The sequence below is a fragment of the Microbacterium sp. 71-23 genome, from assembly GCF_001897265.1.
Lineage (GTDB): Bacteria > Actinomycetota > Actinomycetes > Actinomycetales > Microbacteriaceae > Microbacterium > Microbacterium ginsengisoli.
The window spans coordinates 38554-59043 of record NZ_MKSL01000025.1 but is presented as its reverse complement, the minus strand read 5'-3'; the positions used below and the strand labels follow the sequence as shown (position 1 = coordinate 59043).

19 protein-coding genes are annotated in these 20490 nt (G+C 69.6%); 6 read left to right on the top strand and 13 right to left on the bottom strand.

What is annotated here, in order from left to right:
- Positions 1-2: 2 nt before the first annotated feature.
- Complete coding sequence (locus BGO15_RS10160; protein WP_056519516.1) at positions 3-467, top strand: SRPBCC family protein; 465 nt, start codon at positions 3-5, stop codon at positions 465-467.
- 10 nt (positions 468-477) lie between these two features.
- Here the strand turns inward: BGO15_RS10160 and BGO15_RS10155 are convergent, their stop codons facing one another.
- The 3 genes from BGO15_RS10155 to BGO15_RS10145 form a co-directional block, all read right to left on the bottom strand.
- Entirely contained in the window at positions 478-1122 is a 645-nt protein-coding gene (locus BGO15_RS10155) for a CE1759 family FMN reductase (protein WP_056209416.1), read from the bottom strand.
- 1 nt (position 1123) lies between these two features.
- Positions 1124-2359, bottom strand: a complete 1236-nt coding sequence (locus BGO15_RS10150; RefSeq protein WP_045245800.1) for an LLM class flavin-dependent oxidoreductase — start codon at positions 2357-2359, stop codon at positions 1124-1126.
- 75 nt (positions 2360-2434) lie between these two features.
- Complete coding sequence (locus BGO15_RS10145) at positions 2435-3337, bottom strand: alpha/beta fold hydrolase (protein WP_056519519.1); 903 nt, start codon at positions 3335-3337, stop codon at positions 2435-2437.
- Between the two features lie 118 nt (positions 3338-3455).
- Here BGO15_RS10145 and BGO15_RS10140 point away from each other — a divergent pair, with 118 nt between their 5' ends.
- Positions 3456-4475 carry an isopenicillin N synthase family dioxygenase gene (locus BGO15_RS10140; RefSeq protein WP_045245802.1) on the top strand — a complete coding sequence of 340 codons (1020 nt, stop codon included), beginning with the start codon at positions 3456-3458 and terminating at the stop codon, positions 4473-4475.
- A 156-nt stretch (positions 4476-4631) separates the two neighbouring features.
- Here the strand turns inward: BGO15_RS10140 and rpsO are convergent, their stop codons facing one another.
- Positions 4632-4901, bottom strand: coding sequence for a 30S ribosomal protein S15 (rpsO, locus tag BGO15_RS10135; protein ID WP_045245804.1), 270 nt, complete (start codon positions 4899-4901; stop codon positions 4632-4634).
- Positions 4902-5096: 195 nt separating this feature from the next.
- Here rpsO and BGO15_RS10130 point away from each other — a divergent pair, with 195 nt between their 5' ends.
- Positions 5097-6401, top strand: a complete 1305-nt coding sequence (locus BGO15_RS10130) for an MFS transporter (protein WP_056209419.1) — start codon at positions 5097-5099, stop codon at positions 6399-6401.
- An 89-nt stretch (positions 6402-6490) separates the two neighbouring features.
- On the top strand, positions 6491-7411 hold the full coding sequence (locus BGO15_RS10125; protein ID WP_056209422.1) for a DMT family transporter: 921 nt from the start codon (positions 6491-6493) through the stop codon (positions 7409-7411).
- A 36-nt stretch (positions 7412-7447) separates the two neighbouring features.
- Here BGO15_RS10125 and BGO15_RS10120 read toward each other — a convergent pair whose 3' ends face one another.
- From BGO15_RS10120 to BGO15_RS10105, 4 genes are all read right to left on the bottom strand, one after another.
- Positions 7448-8116, bottom strand: a complete 669-nt coding sequence (locus tag BGO15_RS10120) for a hypothetical protein (RefSeq protein ID WP_162238391.1) — start codon at positions 8114-8116, stop codon at positions 7448-7450.
- 277 nt (positions 8117-8393) lie between these two features.
- Entirely contained in the window at positions 8394-8951 is a 558-nt protein-coding gene (locus tag BGO15_RS10115) for a YceI family protein (protein ID WP_045246170.1), read from the bottom strand.
- A 178-nt stretch (positions 8952-9129) separates the two neighbouring features.
- Complete coding sequence (locus BGO15_RS10110) at positions 9130-9498, bottom strand: FKBP-type peptidyl-prolyl cis-trans isomerase (RefSeq protein WP_045246168.1); 369 nt, start codon at positions 9496-9498, stop codon at positions 9130-9132.
- Positions 9499-9675: 177 nt separating this feature from the next.
- Positions 9676-10872, bottom strand: a complete 1197-nt coding sequence (locus BGO15_RS10105) for a PrsW family intramembrane metalloprotease (RefSeq protein ID WP_082483205.1) — start codon at positions 10870-10872, stop codon at positions 9676-9678.
- A 39-nt stretch (positions 10873-10911) separates the two neighbouring features.
- On the opposite strand from BGO15_RS10105, the gene BGO15_RS10100 reads away from it, so the two are divergent.
- Positions 10912-11775: a fumarylacetoacetate hydrolase family protein gene (locus BGO15_RS10100; protein ID WP_045246166.1), complete on the top strand. Its 864-nt coding sequence runs from the start codon at positions 10912-10914 to the stop codon at positions 11773-11775.
- 67 nt (positions 11776-11842) lie between these two features.
- On the opposite strand, the gene BGO15_RS10095 is transcribed toward BGO15_RS10100, so the two are convergent.
- The 3 genes from BGO15_RS10095 to BGO15_RS10085 form a co-directional block, all read right to left on the bottom strand.
- Positions 11843-12190: a hypothetical protein gene (locus BGO15_RS10095; RefSeq protein ID WP_045246165.1), complete on the bottom strand. Its 348-nt coding sequence runs from the start codon at positions 12188-12190 to the stop codon at positions 11843-11845.
- Positions 12191-12287: 97 nt separating this feature from the next.
- The gene (locus tag BGO15_RS10090) at positions 12288-13763 is read right to left on the bottom strand and encodes an aspartate ammonia-lyase (RefSeq protein ID WP_045246163.1); all 1476 of its coding nucleotides are present in this window, start codon (positions 13761-13763) and stop codon (positions 12288-12290) included.
- 60 nt (positions 13764-13823) lie between these two features.
- On the bottom strand, positions 13824-14723 hold the full coding sequence (locus BGO15_RS10085; protein ID WP_056519522.1) for a phosphodiesterase: 900 nt from the start codon (positions 14721-14723) through the stop codon (positions 13824-13826).
- Positions 14724-14795: 72 nt separating this feature from the next.
- Here BGO15_RS10085 and BGO15_RS10080 point away from each other — a divergent pair, with 72 nt between their 5' ends.
- On the top strand, positions 14796-16943 hold the full coding sequence (locus BGO15_RS10080) for a S9 family peptidase (protein ID WP_056209430.1): 2148 nt from the start codon (positions 14796-14798) through the stop codon (positions 16941-16943).
- 50 nt (positions 16944-16993) lie between these two features.
- Here BGO15_RS10080 and BGO15_RS10075 read toward each other — a convergent pair whose 3' ends face one another.
- A complete protein-coding gene (locus tag BGO15_RS10075; protein WP_045246155.1) occupies positions 16994-18022 on the bottom strand; it encodes a 6-phosphofructokinase in 1029 nt (342 codons plus the stop codon).
- A 145-nt stretch (positions 18023-18167) separates the two neighbouring features.
- Positions 18168-20318, bottom strand: a complete 2151-nt coding sequence (locus tag BGO15_RS10070; RefSeq protein WP_056209434.1) for a DEAD/DEAH box helicase — start codon at positions 20316-20318, stop codon at positions 18168-18170.
- Positions 20319-20490: the final 172 nt, after the last annotated feature.

Below are 20490 nucleotides of genomic sequence, written 5' to 3'. Positions count from 1 at the left end.
CCATGCCTCGCCAATACGTCGACGTCGTCGAGCACATCGACGCCCCCGCCGAAGCCGTCTTCGACCGCATCAACGAGCTCGGCCGTTTCAACGACTGGAACCCGTTCCCCACGATGGACCCGACCACCGTGACCAGCAACGAGGGCCCCACGAGCGGAGTCGGCTCGGTGTTCCTCTACGAGGGAAAGCGCCTCGGCAAGGGACGCATGGAGATTACCGGCACCGAGCGTCCGTCGCGACTCGACGTCGCGATGACCTTCTGGACGCCCAAGCCCTCGACCTCCGACGTGGTGTTCTCCATCACTCCGGCGGCCGCCGGAGGTGTCGATGTGCACTGGATCGTGTCGGGTGAGGTGAACGTGCGCACCTGGATCATGGGAAAGCTGTTCCTCGACAAGATGCTCGCGAACACGTTCCTCACCGGCCTCGGCACGCTCAAGACGCTCGTCGAGTCAGAGATCGCCTGACCCGCGGGGGTCACTCCCCCGCGAGGCCCCCGAGCAGGTGGCCGAACGAGCGGCCCTCGCCGAGGTACGACGACGGGTCGAACGGGTCGGATGCCGCCTTCTCGGCGTGCAGTGCGATGGCCTCCGCCAGTTCGGCGGCGCCCTTCTCGATGCGCGACGCGAGCGGCGCGACCTGGTCGCCCGCGCCACCCCAGTCGGACGACGCCGCGAACACCCCCGTCGACACCGGCTGGGCGTGCAGGTAGGCGAACACGGGCCGGATCGCGTAGTCGATCGCGAGCGAGTGCCGTGCGGTGCCCGCGTTCGCGCCGATGAGCACCGGGGTGCCGGTGAGGGCGTCGGGGTCGAGCACGTCGATGAACGACTTGAACAGTCCCGAGTAGCTCGTCGAGAAGATCGGGGTGACGACGATGAGCGCGTCCGCCGAGACCACGGTGTTGATCATCGTCTCGAGCGGCGCCGGCGCGAAGCCGGTCAGCAGGTTGTTCGTGATGTCGTGGGCGTAGTCGCGCAGTTCGAAGGTGTCGACGGATGCCTCGATCCCCCGCTCCGACAGCTGGCGCACTGTCGCGGCGGCGAGGCGGTCGGCGAGCATGCGTGTCGACGACGGGTTCGACAATCCCGCGGTGACGACCGCGATGCGGCGGGCGGTCATCTCAGGCCCCCGTCCGGGTCGCGGCGGCGCCGAAGGCGGCGCCGGCGCGCTCCTTGGTGTCCTCATAGGGCGAACCGTGGGTGAGGTTGTCGCCGCGGTTCGCGCGCGGACGCGCCTCGCGCGGAGCGGCGCCGTCGTAGGCCGCGGCGACGAGCGACGCGTGGGTCGGGGCATCCGGGACGGTCTCGGGACGGTTGGTCTGGAACTCCTTGCGCAGCACGGGAACCACCTCGGAGCCCAGCAGGTCGAGCTGCTCGAGCACGGTCTTCAGCGGCAGGCCGGCGTGGTCGATGAGGAACAGCTGGCGCTGGTAGTCGCCGAACAGGTCGCGCATGCCGGCGTAGCGGTCGATGACCTGCTGCGGCGACCCGACCGTGAGGGGGGTCATCTCGGTGAAGTCCTCCATCGACGGGCCGTGGCCGTAGACGGGGGCGTTGTCGAAGTACGGGCGGAACTCGCTCACGGCGTCCTGTGACTTCGGGCGCATGAACACCTGACCGCCGAGTCCGACGATCGCCTGCTCGGCGGTGCCGTGGCCGTAGTGGGCGAAGCGCTCGCGGTACAGCGTGATGAGCCGCTGGAAGTGCGAGGCGGGCCAGAAGATGTTGTTTGCGAAGAACCCGTCGCCGTAATAGGCGGCCTGCTCGGCGACCTCGGGGGTGCGGATCGAGCCGTGCCAGACGAACGGCGCGACGCCGTCGAGCGGACGCGGGGTCGAGGTGAAGCCCTGCAGGGGGCTGCGGAACTTCCCCTCCCAGTCGACGACGTCCTCGCGCCACAGTTTGTGCAGCAGCGCGTAGTTCTCGATCGCGAGCGGCAGGCCCTGGCGGATGTCCTTGCCGAACCAGGGGTAGACCGGGCCGGTGTTGCCGCGCCCGAGCATGAGGTCGACGCGGCCGCCGGAGACGTGCTGCAGCATCGCGTAGTCCTCGGCGATCTTCACCGGGTCGTTCGTGGTGATGAGCGTCGTCGCGGTGGAGAGGATGAGCCGCTCGGTCTGGGCGGCGATGTAGGCGAGGGTCGTGGTGGGCGAGGACGACCAGAACGGCGGGTTGTGGTGCTCGCCGAGCGCGAAGACGTCGAGCCCGACCTCTTCCGCGTGCTTCGCGATCGTGAGGGTCGCGCGGATGCGCTCGGCCTCGCTCGGGGTCGTGCCCGTGGTCGGATCCTGCGTGATGTCGCTCACGGTGAAGATGCCGAACTGCACGGCGGGGGTGGGTGCGCTGTTCTCGCTCATGGTGTCCCGCTTTCGTCTACGTACTCACGATTGTATGCACGTGAATGTAATTTGTGAAACACCTCGCGTCCACGGTTATTCCCGCGGGGTCTGATCGGTCTCGCCGTACAGGCCCAGCAGATCGCGCACCAGCTGATGCGGCGTCGTCTCGCACGGGCTGTGCCCGGTGTCGTAGACCGCGATGGATGCCCCGATCCGCGCCGCGTACTCCCGATACTGCGCTTCCGGCCACAGGTCGTGACGGCCTGTCGCCACGAGCTTCGGCAACGGCAGGGCGGCGACAGCCTCCGCGACATCCGGCATCCGCTTCATGAGCCCCACGATGTCGTCGACGCTCGCCCGACGCGTCTGCGCGAAGCGCTCTCGCACGAAGGCGATGCGCTCCGGCGGCACCCGGTTGAGGTTGTTGCGGATGCCCCACAGCATGAGCGACGCACCCGCGTGCGGCGAGGTCGCCCCCGAGAACCGTCCGATGCGCTTCACCCCGCGGAACACCTGGCCGACGTCGGGCGGCGAGGTGAGCAGCGCGAGCGACGCGAACAGCTCGGGCTGCGCGACCAGCAGCACCTGTGCCACAAGACCCCCGAAACTGTAGCCCAGCACATGCGCGGGCGCGCGTCCGGCATCGAGCACAGCCCGCAGGTCGGCGCAGAACAGGTCGTAGTCGTAATGCGCGCGCGGCGGGTCGAGGTTCTCCGGACCCGCGCCACCCGACTCGAACTGGCCGGCGAGATCGTACGACTCCACGCGATAGCCCGCCGCGAGCAGCGACGGGATCATCAGCAGGAAGTCCTCCTTCGAGCCTGTCGCCCCGGGCACGAGGAGCACCCGCGGGGCATCCTCAGCGCCGGCGACGATGCGTGCAAGGCGACCGCTCGGCGCATCGAGGTCGGCGCGCACCACACCCGGCGGGAGGGCGGCCCAGTCGACGGCGCCGATCGCGGCATCCAGCTCTGCGGCGTCGCCGAGTGTCGTCATGCGGCCCCTCCCCTTCGGAGCGAAGGCTATCGCCCGGCCTGCGCGCCCCCGCGCAAGCGCTCCGGTCACGGGGTGCAACAAACGAGCTGTGCGGCCTGTTCCGACATAGCCTCGACGCATGACCGATCTCTCGCTTCCCGTGCTCGACTTCTCTCTGCTGCGCCAGGGCGAGGCTGAGGCCGCTGAATTCCGCGCGCAACTTCGGGCCGCGACGCACGACGTCGGATTCTTCTACCTCACCGGCACGGGCATCGCTCCCGCCGAGGAAGCGCGGCTGCTGCGGGTCGCCAAGGAGCTCTTCGCCCTGCCCGAGGCCGAGAAGCTGGCGATCGAGAACCTCAACTCGCCGCAGTTCCGCGGCTACACCCGCGTCGGGGGCGAGCGCACGCAGGGGAAGGTCGACTGGCGCGAACAGATCGATATCGGGCCCGAGCGCGAACCGATCACGGATGCCGACGCGCCCGACTATGCGCGACTGATCGGACCGAACCTGTGGCCCGAGAACCTGCCCGAGCTCAAGGAGGTCGTGCTCGACTGGCACGAGCGCCTCAGCGACGTGGCGCGGACGCTGCTGCGGGCATGGGCACTGGCCCTCGGCGCAGAGGAGTCGTACTTCGACCAGCACTTCGGTGAGCCCTCCACCTTGATCAAGATCGTGCGGTACCCCGGCAAGGAGGACCCGACGCCTCAGCAGGGAGTCGGCGCCCACAAGGACTCCGGCGTGCTGACGTTGCTGTGGGTCGAGCCCGGCAAGGGCGGGCTGCAGGTCGAGCGCGACGGCGCATGGGTGGACGCCCCGCCGGTCGAGGGCGCGTTCGTGGTCAACATCGGCGAATTGCTCGAATATGCGACGCAGGGCTACCTGAAGGCGACCAACCACCGCGTGATCTCGCCCCGGTACCCCGACGAGCGCATCTCGGTTCCGTTCTTCTTCAACCCGACCCTCGACGCTCAGCTGCCGATCATCGACCTGCCGGCGGAGCTCGCCGCCCAGGCGCGAGGCGTAACCGACGACCCCACGAACCCCATCTTCGCGACCTACGGCGAGAACGCCCTCAAGTCGCGCCTTCGCGCACATCCGGACGTGGCCGAACGCTGGCACGCCGACCTCGTCGCCGCACGCGCCGCACGAGTCTGACACCTGACGACGATCGGCCCGCCCCTTCCGGGGGCGGGCCGATCGTCGTCACACCCGCCGTGCGCTGCGAGCGACGAAGGGCGAGGCGCGGGGAACGAGCAGAGGCCCGCCCCACACCGTGGGACGGGCCTCAGAAGACGATGTACGCCGGGTGACTCAGCGGCGAAGGCCGAGACGCTCGATCAGCGAGCGATAACGCGCGATGTCGATGTCCTGGAGGTAGCCGAGCAGACGACGGCGCTGACCGACGAGCAGGAACAGACCACGACGCGAGTGGTGGTCGTGCTTGTGCTCCTTGAGGTGCTCGGTGAGGTCCTTGATGCGCTGCGTCAGCAGAGCGACCTGCACCTCGGGGGATCCGGTGTCACCGGGGTGCGTCGCGTACTCTTCGATGATCGCCTTCTTGACGTCCTGTTCCAGTGCCATAGAGCGATCCCCTTTCTCCTCGTTGCGCGGTGCCCGTCACCGAATGTGCGAGCTCTCTTTCTCCGCGGCCGATCGAACGGCAACCGGAACAGCTTACCAGCGCCGGGCGGCCACCGCGACCGCGGCAGCGGGCCGCGACATCCGGCACGACTAGGCTCGACGCGTGCGTTCGTCTTCATCCCCCTCGACCCGATCGTGAACGCCCGCCGCAGCGCATTCATCGACATCCGCCCTCTCACCACGGTGCCCGCCTTCGCGCGGCTCTGGGTGGGAGCGACCCTGTCGGGCCTCGGCGGCCAGCTGACGATCGTCGCCGTCATGCTGCAGGTCTACGACTTCACCGGCGACACCTTCGCGGTGTCGATGATCGCGGTGGCCGGGCTCATCCCGATGGTGCTCGCCGGCCTCTACGGCGGCATGCTCGCCGACGCGTTCGACCGGCGCGCAGTCGCCCTCATCGCGGCATCCGTCACGTTCGTGTCGACAGCCCTCATCGCCGCACTCGCGTGGACGCAGGTCGAGAGTCTCTGGTCGCTGTACCTCCTGAGTGTCGTGAACTCCGCCGCCAACTCGATCGTCATGACCACACGGTCGGCCATCACGCCGCGCCTGCTGCCCCGCGACCTCCTCCCGGCGGCCGCCGCACTGCAGGGCGTGACCGTCGGCATCATGGTGATGGCAGGTCCCGCGCTCGCGGGCGTGCTGGTGGCGACCGTCGGGTACGCCTGGACGTACTCGGTCGACGTGCTGCTCATGTCGTCGCTGTTCCTCGGCCTGTGGACCCTGCCGCGCCTGCGCCCCGAGGGCACGATCGCGCGACCCGGCCTCGAGTCGTTGCGCGACGGGCTCGGATTCCTCCGGAAGGCCGGGAACATCCGGCTGCAGTACATCCTCGACATCACCGCGATGACGTTCGGACAGCCGACCGCCCTCTTCCCCGCCGTGGGCGCCGTGCTGCTCGGAGGTGGCGCGATCACGACGGGCGTGCTCACCGCCGCCGTCGCGCTCGGCGCCCTGCTGTCGAGCCTGCTGTCGGGACCGATCGCACGCTATCGGCACCACGGCCTCGGGATCGAGCGGTCGATCATCGTCTACGGCGCAAGCATCCTCGCCTTCGGCGCGGTGCTCGCCGCCGCGGCCCTCGGCGCGTTCGCGCCTGAGACGGTCGGCCCGAACACCCCGAACGTCGTGCTGATCGCCGCGGGCGCCGCGGTGCTCGCCGTCTCCGGAGCCGCCGACAACGTCAGCGCGATCTACCGTTCCACCATGATGCAGTCGGCCGTGCCCGACGCGATGCGCGGACGCCTGCAGGGCATCTTCACCGTCGTGGTGGCCGGCGGACCCCGTATCGGTGCCCTCTACGCCGGCACGCTCGCGACCTTCACCGCACTGTGGTTCCCGCCGCTGCTCGGCGGATTCCTCATCATCGGGATCGTCGCCGTGCTCGTGCGCCTGTCGCCCGGCTTCCGCGCGTACGACGCCGCGCACCCCGTGCCCTGATCGACGCGATCCCGCCGTTCTCCGGCGGATATCCGACGTCGCAGTGGCAGGGGATGTGCAGCGTCCGCACCCCCGCGTAGTGTGCCGGGGTGGCCACCACCGCTCCCCCTACCCCGGCCCCCACCCGCGCCGCGGCGACGACCGTGCAGTTCGTCCTCACCGGCATCGTCTGGGGCGCCAGCTTCCTGTTCATGAAAGTCGGACTCACCGGCCTGTCGCCGGTGCAGATCGTGTGGAGCCGTCTCGTACTCGGTGCACTCGCCCTCGCCGCCATCGTGCTGTGGCGCCGAGAGCGGCTGCCGGCATTCGGACGCGTGTGGGGGCACATGCTCATGCTCGCTGTGACCTTCTGCGTCGCCCCCTACCTGCTGTTCGCGTGGGCCGAGCAGCACGTCAGCAGCGGGCTCGGCAGCATCTACAACGCGACGACGCCGATCATGACCGCGATCATGGCGGGGCTCCTGTTCCGCGTAGAGCGTCTCAAGCCCGTGCAGCTGGTCGGCATCGGGGTCGGCATCCTCGGCGTGGTCGTCATCATCGGCCCCTGGCAGGGGCTCGACCTCGGCCATGACATCGTCGCGCAGCTCGCACTGCTCGGTGCGACCGCCTGCTACGGATTCAGCCTCGCGTACATGCGCCGCTTCGTCGCGAACACCGGCATGTCCGCGCTCGTGTTCTCGCTGCTCAACATCGGGCTCGGAGCGGTCATCATGCTGCTCCTCACCCCGGTCGTCGCGCTCACCCCGATCACCCTCGACGTGGGGGTCGTCGGCAGCATGCTGCTGCTCGGGTTCCTCGGCACGGGCGTCGCCTACGTCTGGAACCAGAACACCGTGCGCGCCTGGGGCCCGACCCGCTCATCGACCGTCACCTACATCACGCCCGTCGTCGGCGTCGTGCTCGGCGTCATCGTGCTCGGCGAGGGCGTCTCGTGGCAGGAGCCCGTCGGGGCACTCATCGTCTTCCTCGGCATCCTGCTCGCCCAGAACCGGCTGCGCCTGCGGCGTTAAACGACGAACGGGGTGGATGCCGCGGCATCCACCCCGTCAGGGCTGAACTACCCGCGCCCGACGCAGTGTGTCGACACGATCGATGAACATTTCACGACTCAGCGGGCGACGCCCCGCAGCTGCGACGACGCCACCGGTGGACGCGTCCAGCAGATCGACGCCGGTGAACACATCGGCGAACAACGGGGAAGAGGAGAGTCCGCACATGTCCATGACCGTCGTCGCGTAGCCTGCGCGGTATTCGCGCCGCACGCGCACTTCGGCGGCGATGCGCATCAGTGCTCCGGCGAAGAAGAGGGCGAGCGCGATCGGCATACCGATCCCCCAGCCCCACGCCCACCACTGCGGCCCCAGGTTGACCACCGCGATCGAGGCAAGTGCGACGACCGCTCCGCCCAGCACAGCGACGAGCACCGCGTCCTTCCACCACTGGGCCGATCGGCCGGGCAGCACGTCCGTGCGAAAGCTCGGTTCCCAAGCGTCTTCCATTGCCCCGTATGACTGCGCCCCGTCGGTCGGCACACCGTGCCGCACGGCCCAGGCGTCGAAATCGTCGATCGAACGCAGATGGGGCGCGAGCTCCGCCGTCGTGAGCGACGGGCTGGAAGCGCGGAGCGCACGGAGCGCTTCGCCCTCCAATCGGCGGCGCCCGTCGGCGACGATCGCCACCCAGGTCACACCTGCAGCGAGCGCGGCGGCGCCCACGCCGACCTGCACCATCCACTCCGCCTCGGCCGCCGCGGCGAGCGGATGCAGTGCCCACAACGGCGCGATGCACGCGAGGAGCAGGGTGCACGCGACCACACCGCGACGATGGATCCGCCGTTCTCGCACCGCGTCATGTCCGATCCGCAGCGCCCAGGCTGCATCGCTCCCCCGCATCCCGATCCCCCGCTCACGCTCGCGTCTTCGTCATCGTACGACGCCGGAAACGACGAACGGGGTGGATGCCGCGGCATCCACCCCGTCCACGGGAAGGCGATCAGGCCTGCAGCGAGCCCTGCAGGTCGAGCTCGATGGTGACGTCCTTGCCGACGAGGACGCCGCCGGTCTCGAGGGCGGCGTTCCAGGTGAGGCCGAAGTCCTCGCGGTTGATGACCGTCTTGGCGGTCGCGCCGGCCTTGTAGTTGCCCCACGGGTCGTTGCCGAAGCCGCCGAAGTCGAAGTCGAACGTGACCGGCTTGGTGATGCCGCGGATCGTCAGGTCGCCGTCGACGAGGAACTTGTCGCCCTCGAGGCGCACGCCGGTGGAGACGAACTCGATCGTCGGGTAGGTCTCGGTGTCGAAGAAGTCGGCGCTGCGAAGGTGCTGGTCGCGACCCTCGTCCTTGGTGTCGATCGAGGTGACGTCGACGGTGGCGGTGACCTTCGCCTCGAGCGGGTTCTCCGGAGCCTCGATGGTGGCGGCCTTGACGCCGAAGGTGCCGCGCACCTTCGAGATCATCATGTGGCGCACCGAGAAGGTGACCTCGCTGTGCGAGGGGTCGAGGACCCAGGTGCCGGCCTTGTAGCCGGGGAGTTCGAGCGTCGTGTCGGTCATGTCATCTCCATGTGGATGGTCGCGCGGATCGCGATGTCTGGCGGGTGCAACCACCATCCTGCAACATGCATTCCCAAGAATGGAAAATTCCTGATGACGGTCGCCGGAACAGATGACGGCCGCTGACACGACGGATGCCCCGCCCCCGCGTGGGGACGAGGCATCCGGATGTCTCGGGTCAGGCGACGGCGAGCAGGTCGATCACGAAGATGAGCGTCTTGCCGCCGAGGAAGTGCCCACCGGCGGGGCCGTACGCGAGGTGCGGCGGGATGACGAGCTCACGGCGTCCGCCGACCTTCATGCCGGGGATGCCGTCCTGCCAGCCCTGGATGAGGCCACGCAGGGGGAACTGGATGCTCTCGCCACGACCCCACGAGGAGTCGAACTCCTCACCGGAGGTGAACTCGACACCGACGTAGTGGACGGTCACGGTGTCGCCGGGCTTGGCCTCCGCCCCGTCGCCGACGATCAGGTCGCGGATGACGAGGTCGCTCGGGGCGTCACCCTCAGGGGCGTCGATCTCGGGCTTGGTGCGGTTGTCAGTCATGACTCCATCCAAGCACGCGCGACGCCGCGGCGCGCGGGTGTGACATATCGGCCCACCCTTGACAGGTCCGGCGACTCGGGGCATCCTGACACCAGACCTACTCAGCGCTCGGGAGACACGCAGGCATCGCCGCGGCACCGGGCGCTGAGTCTGTGCGGGGCACCGGATCGGATGCGCTCACGTCGCGAACAGCTCCGCTCGGGCGGCGCCGATCCGATCCAGGTGGCTCCGCTCGTCCGCGACATCGAGGGGGTTGCGCCGATTCACCACCCGCTGGCGCACAGCTGCGAGGACACTCGCCTCACGGATGAACATGCGCATCGCACGACGACGATCCCGCGGGAATCCGGAGGCCCACGCGACGGCCGCGCGTCGGCCCGACGCCGTCGAGAGCATCTGGGCCTCGCCAGGCGTGAACCAGCCCGCCGCCGCATACTCGGCGATGCGCCCTCTGGCCGCGCTCGCCTCCGCTCGTCGCAGCAGCACGACGACGGTCACGAATGCTGCGAACAACGGCACCTGGACGACGATGAACAGCCCGAGTGCCGCAAAGCCGCCCAGGGCAGTCGATGCGTTCCAGACCATGTGGAGCACGATCGCGACGAGAAGCCCGAGCACCCACGCCGCGCTCACGCCGCGCAGCCGCATCCCGCGACGCGCGGCCAGGCCCAGCGCGAAACCTGTTGCCGCCGTGAACATGAGGTGCGCGAACGGGGTCACCACGCCGCGGGCGACGAACAGGATCCCGGCGTACATGGCCCCGCCGTCGGCGATGGCCTCCCCGAAGTACGTGATGTTCTCGCTGAAGGCGAACCCGGCGCCGACCGCCGACCCGTAGACGACGCCGTCGAGCGGACCGTCGAAGGCCCGCCGCGCGCAGAGGAGGACGAGCAGCACCCCCAAGCCTTTCGCCACCTCCTCCACGATCGGCGCCTCGACGATCAGCATCAGCTCGTATTCCGGCCGGATGTCCAGGACGACGAAGACCACCTGCACACCGAGCGCGATGAGTACAGCGACGCCCGCACCCCACAGCACGGCGAAGACCCGCAGACTTCGCGGCTGCCGGACCTCACGATCGACGGCTCGCACCGCCGCCAACGTCCCCACCAGCGGAACGGCGGCGAGCGCAGCGGCGACCACCGACGGGACGATGCCGACGAAGACGAGCAGATACGCCCCGACCGCCGCGACGGCCAGCGCTGCGAGAGCGAGCGCCCACCACCGGGCCCGACGTCCACGAGACGAGGGGATCCGCGCATCGATCGCTGGCGGCGCAGCCAGGATCGCCTCTCCGGGCTCCGCTTCGACCCCGATGAGCGGAGTGGCCTCGGTCAGGTTTCGGTCATTCTGATCGCCGCCAGCATCCCCCATCGCCCCAGCCTAGAGGCGGGACCGCACTAGCCTGGAGAGATGCGTTTCGCCCACGTGCTCCACCCGGCGGCGACGGAGCCCCGACTCGTTCTCGTGCGGGAGGATGACGCCGTCTACGTCGATGAGCTGTTCCCCGGCGCCCCGACCCGCCTCTCCGAGCTCGTCGCCGGCGGCGATGACGTGCTCGCCCGCATCGCCGCCGCGGCGCCGGCCGCGCCGGCGACCTCGCTCGAGGGCGTGGCATTCGCATCGGCCGTCGACGATCCGCCGGTCATCCTCGCGGTCGGCCTGAACTACGCCGCCCATTCAGGCGAACTCGGATTGAAGACGGATGCCACGCCCACGGTGTTCGTGCTCTGGCCCAACTCCCTCGCGGGACACGAGCAGACGACCTCCTGGCCCCGGTCGCTCAGCGAGTCGGTCGACTACGAGGCCGAACTCGGTGTCATCATCGGCCGACACGCGAAGGACGTCGCTGCCGCAGACGCCCTCGACCATGTGTGGGGGTACACGGTCGTCAACGACATCACGGCCCGGGACATCCAGTTCTCGGAGGCCCAGTGGAGCCGGTGCAAGTCGTTCGACGGCTTCACCCCCACCGGCCCCTACGCGGTCACCCGCGACGAGATCCCCGACCCGCAGGACCTCCACATCTGGACGATCGTCGACGGCACAACCGTGCAGGACGCCTCGACCGGGCAGATGGTGCGGTCGGTCGCGACCCTCATCGCCCAACTCTCGCAGTCCGTGACCCTGCTGCCCGGAACGCTCATCTCGACCGGCTCGCCGGGCGGGGCCGGCTACTCGCGCGATCCGCAGATCTTCCTGCGCGATCGCTCCACTGTCACGGTCGGCATCGACGGCATCGGCGCCCTCACGACGCACTGCCGCATGACCGACTGACGCGGCAACCGCTCCCACACGACGAACGGCCGACCCCGAGGGAGCCGGCCGTTCGTCGATGCGGGTGTCAGTTGCAGGTGATGGTCACACCGTTGACATCGTGGATGCCCGTGCCGAGCGTCGCACACTGCTGGAGCAGCGCGGCGGCGGCGGCCGCACCGACCGCCGCGACGATGATGGCCACGATGATGCCGAGCACGATGAAGATGATGCTCAACGTCAGCGCCACCGTGGAGGGCGTGTTCTTCACACCGGCGCGCTTGGACTGCACCTTTGCAACGATCGCAAGGATCAGGCCGACCACGGGCATGATGATCGCGAACACGATGGCGACGATGCCGAGCGTGCGGCCCGGCTGCTCGACGGCGGCGGCGGGAGCCGGCGGGGGCGGCGGGGCGTACTGCGGTTCGGACATGGGATCCCTCTCAGGGTCGATACAAGAGCGCCACTGCGTGACGCTACCGTGACGATATCGGTTCCTGAGTGTTAGCCGAAAGAGGCGCGACGTCGAGTCAGCCGACGGGCGGAACCGGCGCGTCCTCGGGCGCGATGACGGGGATCGCGGCGGTGATCGTCTGCAGCCCCGACAGGCGGGCGGGCGACAGCTGCTTGGTCACCTCGTCGCGCGACATCAGTCCCGCCTCGACGACGAGGTCGGCGACGTTGCGCCCTGTCATGAGTGCCGTCTTCGCGAGCGCCGCCGCGGCCGCGTAGCCGATGTACGGCGTGAGCGCAGTGATCACGCCCACAGAGGCACCGACCATCGCACCGAGGCGGTCGCGGTTCGCGGTGATGCCCTCGACGCAGTTGACGCGCAGCGTCCACATCGCCTGACGCATCCACGTGAGCGACTGGAAGATCGAGTGCGCGATGACGGGTTCGAAGGCGTTCAGCTGCAGCTGCCCCGCCTCGACCGCCATCGTGACCGTCATATCGGCGCCGACGACGGAGAAGGCGACCTGATTCACGACCTCGGGGATCACGGGGTTCACCTTGCCCGGCATGATGCTCGAGCCGGCCTGCCGCGCGGGCAGGTTGATCTCGCCGAGTCCGGCCTGCGGACCTGAAGAGAGCAGACGCAGGTCGTTGCAGATCTTCGAGAGCTTCACCGCGTTGCGCTTGAGTGACGCGGAGAACGACATGAAGGCGCCCGTGTCGCTCGTGGACTCCACGAGGTCATCGGCGGTCGCGAGGTCGAGGCCGGTGATCTCACGCAGGTGGTGGAGCACCGCCGCCGCATACCCGGGATGGGTCGTGATGCCCGTGCCGATCGCCGTCGCGCCCATGTTGATCTCGTACATGAGGAACGCGTTCTCGCGGAGTCGGTTGTAGTCCTCGCCGAGGGTCGTGGCGAAGCCGTGGAACTCCTGCCCGAGCGTCATCGGCACCGCGTCCTGCAGCTGAGTGCGGCCGACCTTCAGCACATCGTGGAACTCCACGGCCTTGTCGAGGAACGACTGCCGCAGGTTGGCCAGCTCGTCGAGGAGGCTTCGGAGCGTCAGCGAGAGACCGATCTTCACCGCCGTCGGGTAGACGTCGTTCGTCGACTGACTGCGATTGGTGTCGTCGATGGGCGACAGGAACGCGTAGTCGCCGCGCTCACGACCCGCGAGTTCGAGCGCGATGTTGGTGATGACCTCGTTCGCGTTCATGTTCGTCGACGTGCCCGCGCCGCCCTGGATCACACCGACGACGAACTGGTCGTGGAAGTCGCCGTCGATGACCCGCTGCGCAGCGCGGTCGATCAGGTCGGCCTTGGCCGGATCGAGCACCCCGATGTCGGCGTTCGCGCGCGCCGAGGCCTGCTTCACCATCGCGAGCGCCGTGACGAGGTCCGGGTAGACGGAGATGGGGCGCTTCGCGACGGGGAAGTTCTCGAGAGCGCGCGCGGTGTGGATGCCCCAGTAGGCGTGGCCCGGGATCTCCATCGATCCCAGCGAGTCCGTCTCGGTGCGGGTGTGGGTATGCGTCGTTGCATCGGTTGCCATGGGGTGTCCTTGTGGGTGTGATCACGGCTGAAGGTGGATGCCTCGAGCCTAATCGCGCGCTCAGCGCTTGCGGGAGAACTGCTCCAGGCGTTGCGCGGGATCGAGCGCGGCCATGCGTGCGAGCCATGCCTCGTCGAAGTAGTCGCCGGCCTCGGCCCCGGCGACCGGCACGACCGAGTGGGTGATCGTGTCGGCGTAGACGTGCACGAGGTGGAACGACTGCCCGGCGTCCATACCGTTCACCTTCGCCGCCGGAGCGGCGAGATCCATCGTGTAACAGGTCGCCGCGGCCACGCTCACGGGCACACCCGCGAACGTGCCGTGCGTCGAATAATGCAGATGTCCGGCGAGGATGCCGCGCACATCCGTTCCGGCGACCACCTCGGCGAGCGCCGGCTGGTCGCGGAGCTCCAGGATGTCGAACAGCGGAACGTGGCTCGGCAGCGGCGGATGGTGGAAGGCGAGCAGGGTGCCGAGCGGCGCGGGGTGAGCGAGCAGATCGCGCAGCCAGGAGAGCTGCGCGTCGCCGAGCTCGCCGTGGTGCCACCCGGGCACGGTGGAGTCGAGCGCGATGAGCCGGAGGCCGCCGAGGTCCCAGACGCCCGTCACGGGCTCCTCCGTGGGCGCGGCGTCGAGCAGCCCCGCACGCAGCGCCGGTCGTTCGTCGTGGTTGCCCGCGACCCACACGACGGGGGCGGCCAGGCGCGCGGCGAACGGTTCGACGACCGCTCGCAGCGACGCATACGCCTCGGGCTCGCCGAGGTCGGTGAGGTCGCCCGTGATCACGATCGCGTCCGGCGCGATGCGCATCGCGTCGATGCGCGCGAGGGTCGCGGTGAGGTTCGCTGACGTGTCATACCGACCGCCGAGAGGACGGTTGCCGGCGAGGAAGTGCGTGTCGCTGAGATGGATGAGCGTGCGCAGCGCCGGCGGATACTGACCGAGGGAGACGGAGCTCATGCCCCCAGCGTACGCACGGCGACCGACGCGCGGTCGGCCGCGGGCGCGGCGGGCTGGGATAGCGTGGGCAGGGTGACCGATGCGTCCGCCGCTGCCGCGGCATCCGTTCCCCCCGTCGCCCCCCGTCGAACCCACGTGCGCACCCACCACGGTGATGCGGTGGACGATCCGTATGAATGGCTGCGCGCCAAGGACGACACCGAGGTCGTCGCCCACCTCGAGGCGGAGAACCGCTACACGGAGTCGCGCACCGCCCATCTCGCGCCGGTGCAGGAGCGCATCTTCGAGGAGATCAAGGGGCGCGTGCTCGAGACCGACCTCTCGGTGCCGACGCGACGCGGCGCGTGGTGGTACTACGCGCGCACCGAGGAAGGCAAGCAGTACGGCATCCAGTGCCGCGCCCCGATCGGCTCGCCCGACGACTGGACCCCGCCCGCGCTCGAGCCGGGCGAGCCCGTCGTCGGCGAGCAGATCCTGCTCGACGGCAACCTCGAGGCCGACGGCCAGGAGTTCTTCTCCCTCGGCACGTTCGAGGTCTCCACCGACGGCCGGCTGCTGCTCTACGGCGTCGACGTCGAGGGCGACGAGCGCTACACGCTGCGGGTGCGCGACCTCGACACCGACGAGACGCTTCCCGACGTCATCGAGGGCACGTTCGCCGGCGCCACCCTCTCCCCCGACGGACGCCACATCGTCTACACGACCGTGGACGACGCATGGCGCCCCGACACCGTCTGGCTGCACGAGATCGGTGCGGATGCCGCATCCGACCGTCGTCTGTTCCACGAGCCCGACGAACGGTTCTGGGTCGACGCGGGCTTCACCCGCAGCGACCGCTTCCTGGTGATCGGGCTCGGCTCGTCGATCACGAGCGAGGAATGGCTCGTGCCGGCCGACGACCTGACCGCGCAGCCCCGCGTCGTGTGGCCGCGGCGCGAGGGGGTCGAGTACGACTCGTCCCACGCGGTCGTCGACGGCGAGGACGTGCTCTATGTGCTCCACAACGACGGTGCGCTCGACTTCGAGCTCGTGCGGGTCGCGGCGTCCGATCCTGCGGGACCGCGCACCGCGGTGCTCCCCCACGAGCCGGGGCGGCGGCTCCTCGGCGTCTCGACGTTCCGCGACTGGGCCGTCGTCGGCTACCGCCGCGACGGGCTCGCCCGCCTCGGCGTGCTCGACTATGCGACCGCCGCTGTCGACGAGCTCGCGTTCGACGAGCCGCTCTACTCGGTCGGCACCGCCGGCAACCCGGAGTGGGCGCCGCCGCTCGTGCGCCTCGGCTACGGCTCATTCGTGACCCCGAGCACCGTGTACGACTACGACGTCGCCACGCGCACGCTGGCGTTGCGCAAGCAGCAGCCCGTGCTCGGCGGCTACGACCCCGGCGACTACGCGCAGCGCCGCCTGTGGGTGACGGCGACCGACGGCGTGCAGGTGCCGGTCTCGCTCGTGTGGAAGCGGTCGTTCGGCGAGCCCGGCGCCGCACCGCGCCCGGTGCACCTGTATGGCTACGGGTCGTACGAGGCGACGATCGACCCCGGGTTCTCGGTGCCACGCCTGTCGCTGCTCGACCGGGGCGTCGTCTTCGCTATCGCCCATGTGCGCGGCGGGGGCGAGATGGGCCGCCAGTGGTACGAGGACGGCAAGCTGCTGCACAAGCGCAACACGTTCACCGATTTCGTGGATGTCGCCCGCCACCTGGTCGACGCGGGCTACACCCGACCCGAGCACCTCGTCGCCGAGGGCGGCAGCGCCGGCGGCCTGCTCATGGGAGCGATCGCGAACCTCGCCCCCGAGCTGTTCGCCGGTGTGCTCGCCGATGTGCCGTTCGTCGACGCGCTGACGACGATCCTCGACCCGTCGCTCCCGCTCACCGTCATCGAATGGGACGAGTGGGGCGACCCGCTGCACGACGCCGACGTGTACGCGTACATGAAGTCCTACACGCCCTACGAGAACGTGCGCGAAGGCGTGAGGTACCCGCGCATCCTCGCGGTCACCTCGTTCAACGACACCCGCGTGCTGTACGTCGAGCCGGCCAAGTGGGTGGCGCGCTTGCGCGAGGTCGGCGCCGACGCGCTGCTTCGCTGCGAGATGGTCGCCGGCCACGGCGGCGTCTCGGGGCGCTACAGCGCCTGGCGTGAGCGGGCGTTCGAACTGGCGTGGCTGCTCGACGTGCTCGGCGACGGGGTTCCGTCGGGCGCCGAGGCCGACGCCTGAGCAGACGATGACGTGACGGGATGCCGCGGGCCGCGGCATCCCGTCATCACTCACCCGAAGAGCGCGGCCGCCTCTTCGAAGCGGTACTGCGGAACGGTGTTGAGCTCGCCGAGCGCCTCGGCGAACGGCACGCGCACGATGTCGGTGCCGCGCAGGGCCACCATCTGACCCCAGGCGCCGTCGACGACGGCGTCGGCCGCGTGGAGGCCGAGACGCGTCGCCAGCACACGGTCGAACGCCGACGGCGAGCCGCCGCGCTGGATGTGACCGAGCACGGTCGCGCGGGTCTCGATGCCGGTGCGGCGCTCGATCTCGGGCGCGAGCACCTCGCCGATGCCGCCGAGTCGGGGGCGGTTGAACGCGTCGAGCCCCTTGTCGCTGAAGGCCTCCTCCATGCCGGTGAGCTTGAAGCCCTCGGACACGACGACCAGCGGGGCGCGCCCGCGGCTGTGCGCCTTGTTGACGAGCTCGCAGACCTCGTCGATCGACATGGGCACCTCGGGGATGCAGATCACGTGCGCACCCGCGGCGATGCCCGCGTGCAGGGCGATCCAGCCGACATGACGCCCCATGACCTCGGCGACCATGCAGCGCTGGTGCGAGTCGCCGGTGGTGCGCAGGCGGTCCATCGCGTCGGTCGCGATGTTGACGGCGGTGTCGAAGCCGAACGAGTAGTCGGTCGCGCGCAGGTCGTTGTCGATCGTCTTCGGTACGCCGAGCACGTTGATGCCGTCGTTCGAGAGGCGGTCGGCAGCGGCGAGGGTGCCCTCGCCGCCGATCGCGATGATGCCGTCGATGCGGTGTCCGTAGAGCGTCTTCGCGATGTTCTCGGCACCGCCCCGGGGGCCCTCGTAGGGGTTCGTGCGGCTCGTGCCGAGGATCGTGCCGCCGACCTTCGACAGACCCTTCACCTCGTGGCGGGTCAGCGGGAAGAAGTCGCCGTCGACGACGCCGCGCCACCCGTCGCGGATGCCCACGAACTCGATGTTGTAGTTCGTCGTGCCCTTGAGCACGACGCCGCGGATGACCGCGTTCAGGCCGGGGCAGTCGCCGCCGCTGGTCAGGATGCCGATCTTCATGCTGTGATCCTTGCTTTCCGGGTGTGGAGCTTCCGGGGAGACAGGCGACGTTGCCCTCCCGACTGTATCGCCGGATGCCTCGTGGGTGCCACACGGCCCCGAGACGACCGATGCGGTCGCCCCGGGGCCGTGCACACAGATGCGGTCAGGCGGCGCCGAGCGCCTGGCGCAGCACGTGGATGAGCGCCGCGAGCTGCACGGAGTCGCTCGACCCGGGCTCGACCGCGACGCCGTCGAGGGCGCGCAGGGCGAGCGACTGCTTCGAGTCGATCAGCTCGGCGATCTTCGCGTCGATCGTGTGGGCGGCGATGATGCGCCAGGCGGTGACCGGCTCGTCCTGTCCGATGCGGTGCACGCGGTCGATCGCCTGCGTCTGCTCCGCCGCGGTCCAGCTGAGCTCGGCGAGCACCACGTTGGAGGCGGCCTGCAGGTTCACGCCGACGCCGGCCGCGGTCAGCGAACACACGATGATGCCGACGCCCGGGTCGTTGTTGAACGCGTCGATCGCCTCCTGGCGGGCGACCGAGGTCTGGTCGCCGCGGATCGAGACAGCACGCACGCCCGCGGCGGCGAAGTGCGCCTCGGCCTGGTCCATGACGTCGATGTGCTTGGCGAAGAACACGACTTTGCCGACCGAGCGCTGCAACTGGGCGGCGTAGTCGGCGGCGAGCTGGGCCTTGCCCTGCCCGATGCGACGCACCATCGTGAAGACGTTCTCCGAGCCCGTTCCGGCGGCCTTCGACTCGTCGAGCTCGTGCTGGGCGACCATGCGGATGACGTCCTCGTCGACCTCGCCGGCGGGCACCGTGGTGCCGTGGCGGTCGGCGCGGGCCGTGACGACCCGGCGGTAGTGCGCGGCGAGGCGCTCGCCGAGCTCGCGTTCGGCCTGCCGGATGGACCGGCCGAACTCGTCGTCGAGCTGCACCGGCAGGTCGGCGATCAGCTTGTCGGGCAGGTCGGCGGCGACATCCGTCTTCAGACGCCGCACGATGCCCATCGAGATCACCGCGCTGCGCGCCTCCGGGTAGAACGCCTTGTCGGCGGGCGTGAAGCCCGTCTCGTCGAGCTTCGCCATGAGCTCGGTGCCCGGCTTCTGCCCGTTGGTCCAGCCGAGGAAACGCCAGATGGCGTCGAAGTCCTCGACGTCGTTGATCAGGGGCGTTCCGGTGAGCGCGAGCAGCAGCGGGTTCGTGGTGCGCTCGCGCAGGCGGGTGGCGAGGGCGAGCACGTTCTGGGACCGCTGCGAGGTGAGGTTCTTGATGAAGTGCGCCTCGTCGACCACCATGCCGCGCAGACCCAGCTCGCTGAGCCACGACAGGTGACGATCGAGGATCTCGTAGTTCACGATGAAGACGTCGGCGAAGGCGTCGACGTCCTCGCCGTCGCCCTGGATGACGGTCGCGCGACGCTGCGGCGTCCAGCGGGCCACCTCGCGCGCCCAGTTCATCTTGACGACGTTGGGCACGACGACCAGTAGCGGATAGGCCCCTGCGACGGATGCCGCGAGCACCGACTCGGCCGTCTTGCCGAGGCCGGGCTCGTCGGCCAGCAGGAACGTGCGGTGCCCCTCGCGCACGGCCTCGAGGAACCGCGACTGGTGCGGCATGACCTCGAGCCCCTTGGGTGAGAGCCGGTCGAACTCGGGCACGGGCGGCAGCGGCATGCACGCCGATCCGCCGCCGGCACCCGTCTCGAACGCCTTGTAGAGCGGGCCCATCAGCTCCCAGCCGTCGAGGCGGCGCCGCGGCGCGTCGACCGCGGGGCGGGAGGTCAGGTCGGGGGCGAGGAACGGGTTCGACATCTGCCGCGACTCCACCTGGGCGGGCGTCACCTGACGCTCGGCGAGCGCGGCCGGAACGACCGGGGCCGGGGCGGGGGCGGCATCCGTGATGATCAGCTCGTCGGGAGCGAGCTCGGCACCCGACTCGAGCAGCCAGTCGCGGCGCATGCGGCGCGCCACCGGCGACGTCGCCTGATCGACCTCGAGCAGTTGGATGAGCGAGGTGTCGCGGGCGGCGGTCTTCGCGAGGATCGTCGCCACGCCGTCAAGGCGCTTGAGCAGTTCGGCGCGCACGTCAGTGGCGAGCGCGGTGTCGGCCTTCACCCGGGCGCGCTCTTCGCGAACCAGGAAGGCGATCACCTGGAACTTCACGCGGTTGGTCGGGCCGAGCTTCCCGCGCTGCGCCTTGGCCTCGACCTCACGCACCTTGCGGGCGAGGATCGGGATGATGGGCGCGTCGTCGTCTCGACGGGACGACGAGCGTCGTTGCCGCTGAGCGGCTGCCGTGGTCGGCATGCTCCTCCTGAGCGTCGAATCCGAAAGCGTCGACCTGCGACGGTCGAGCACCGGTAACTGCTGCCGCGGCCATCCGTGGAGATCGGATGTCGGCGGGCGGGCGGCGCCTCGCTTCCGCACGGTGTGACGAGTGTCGGTGCGCGGCGGGGGCCGTGATCAGTCTAGCCGATCG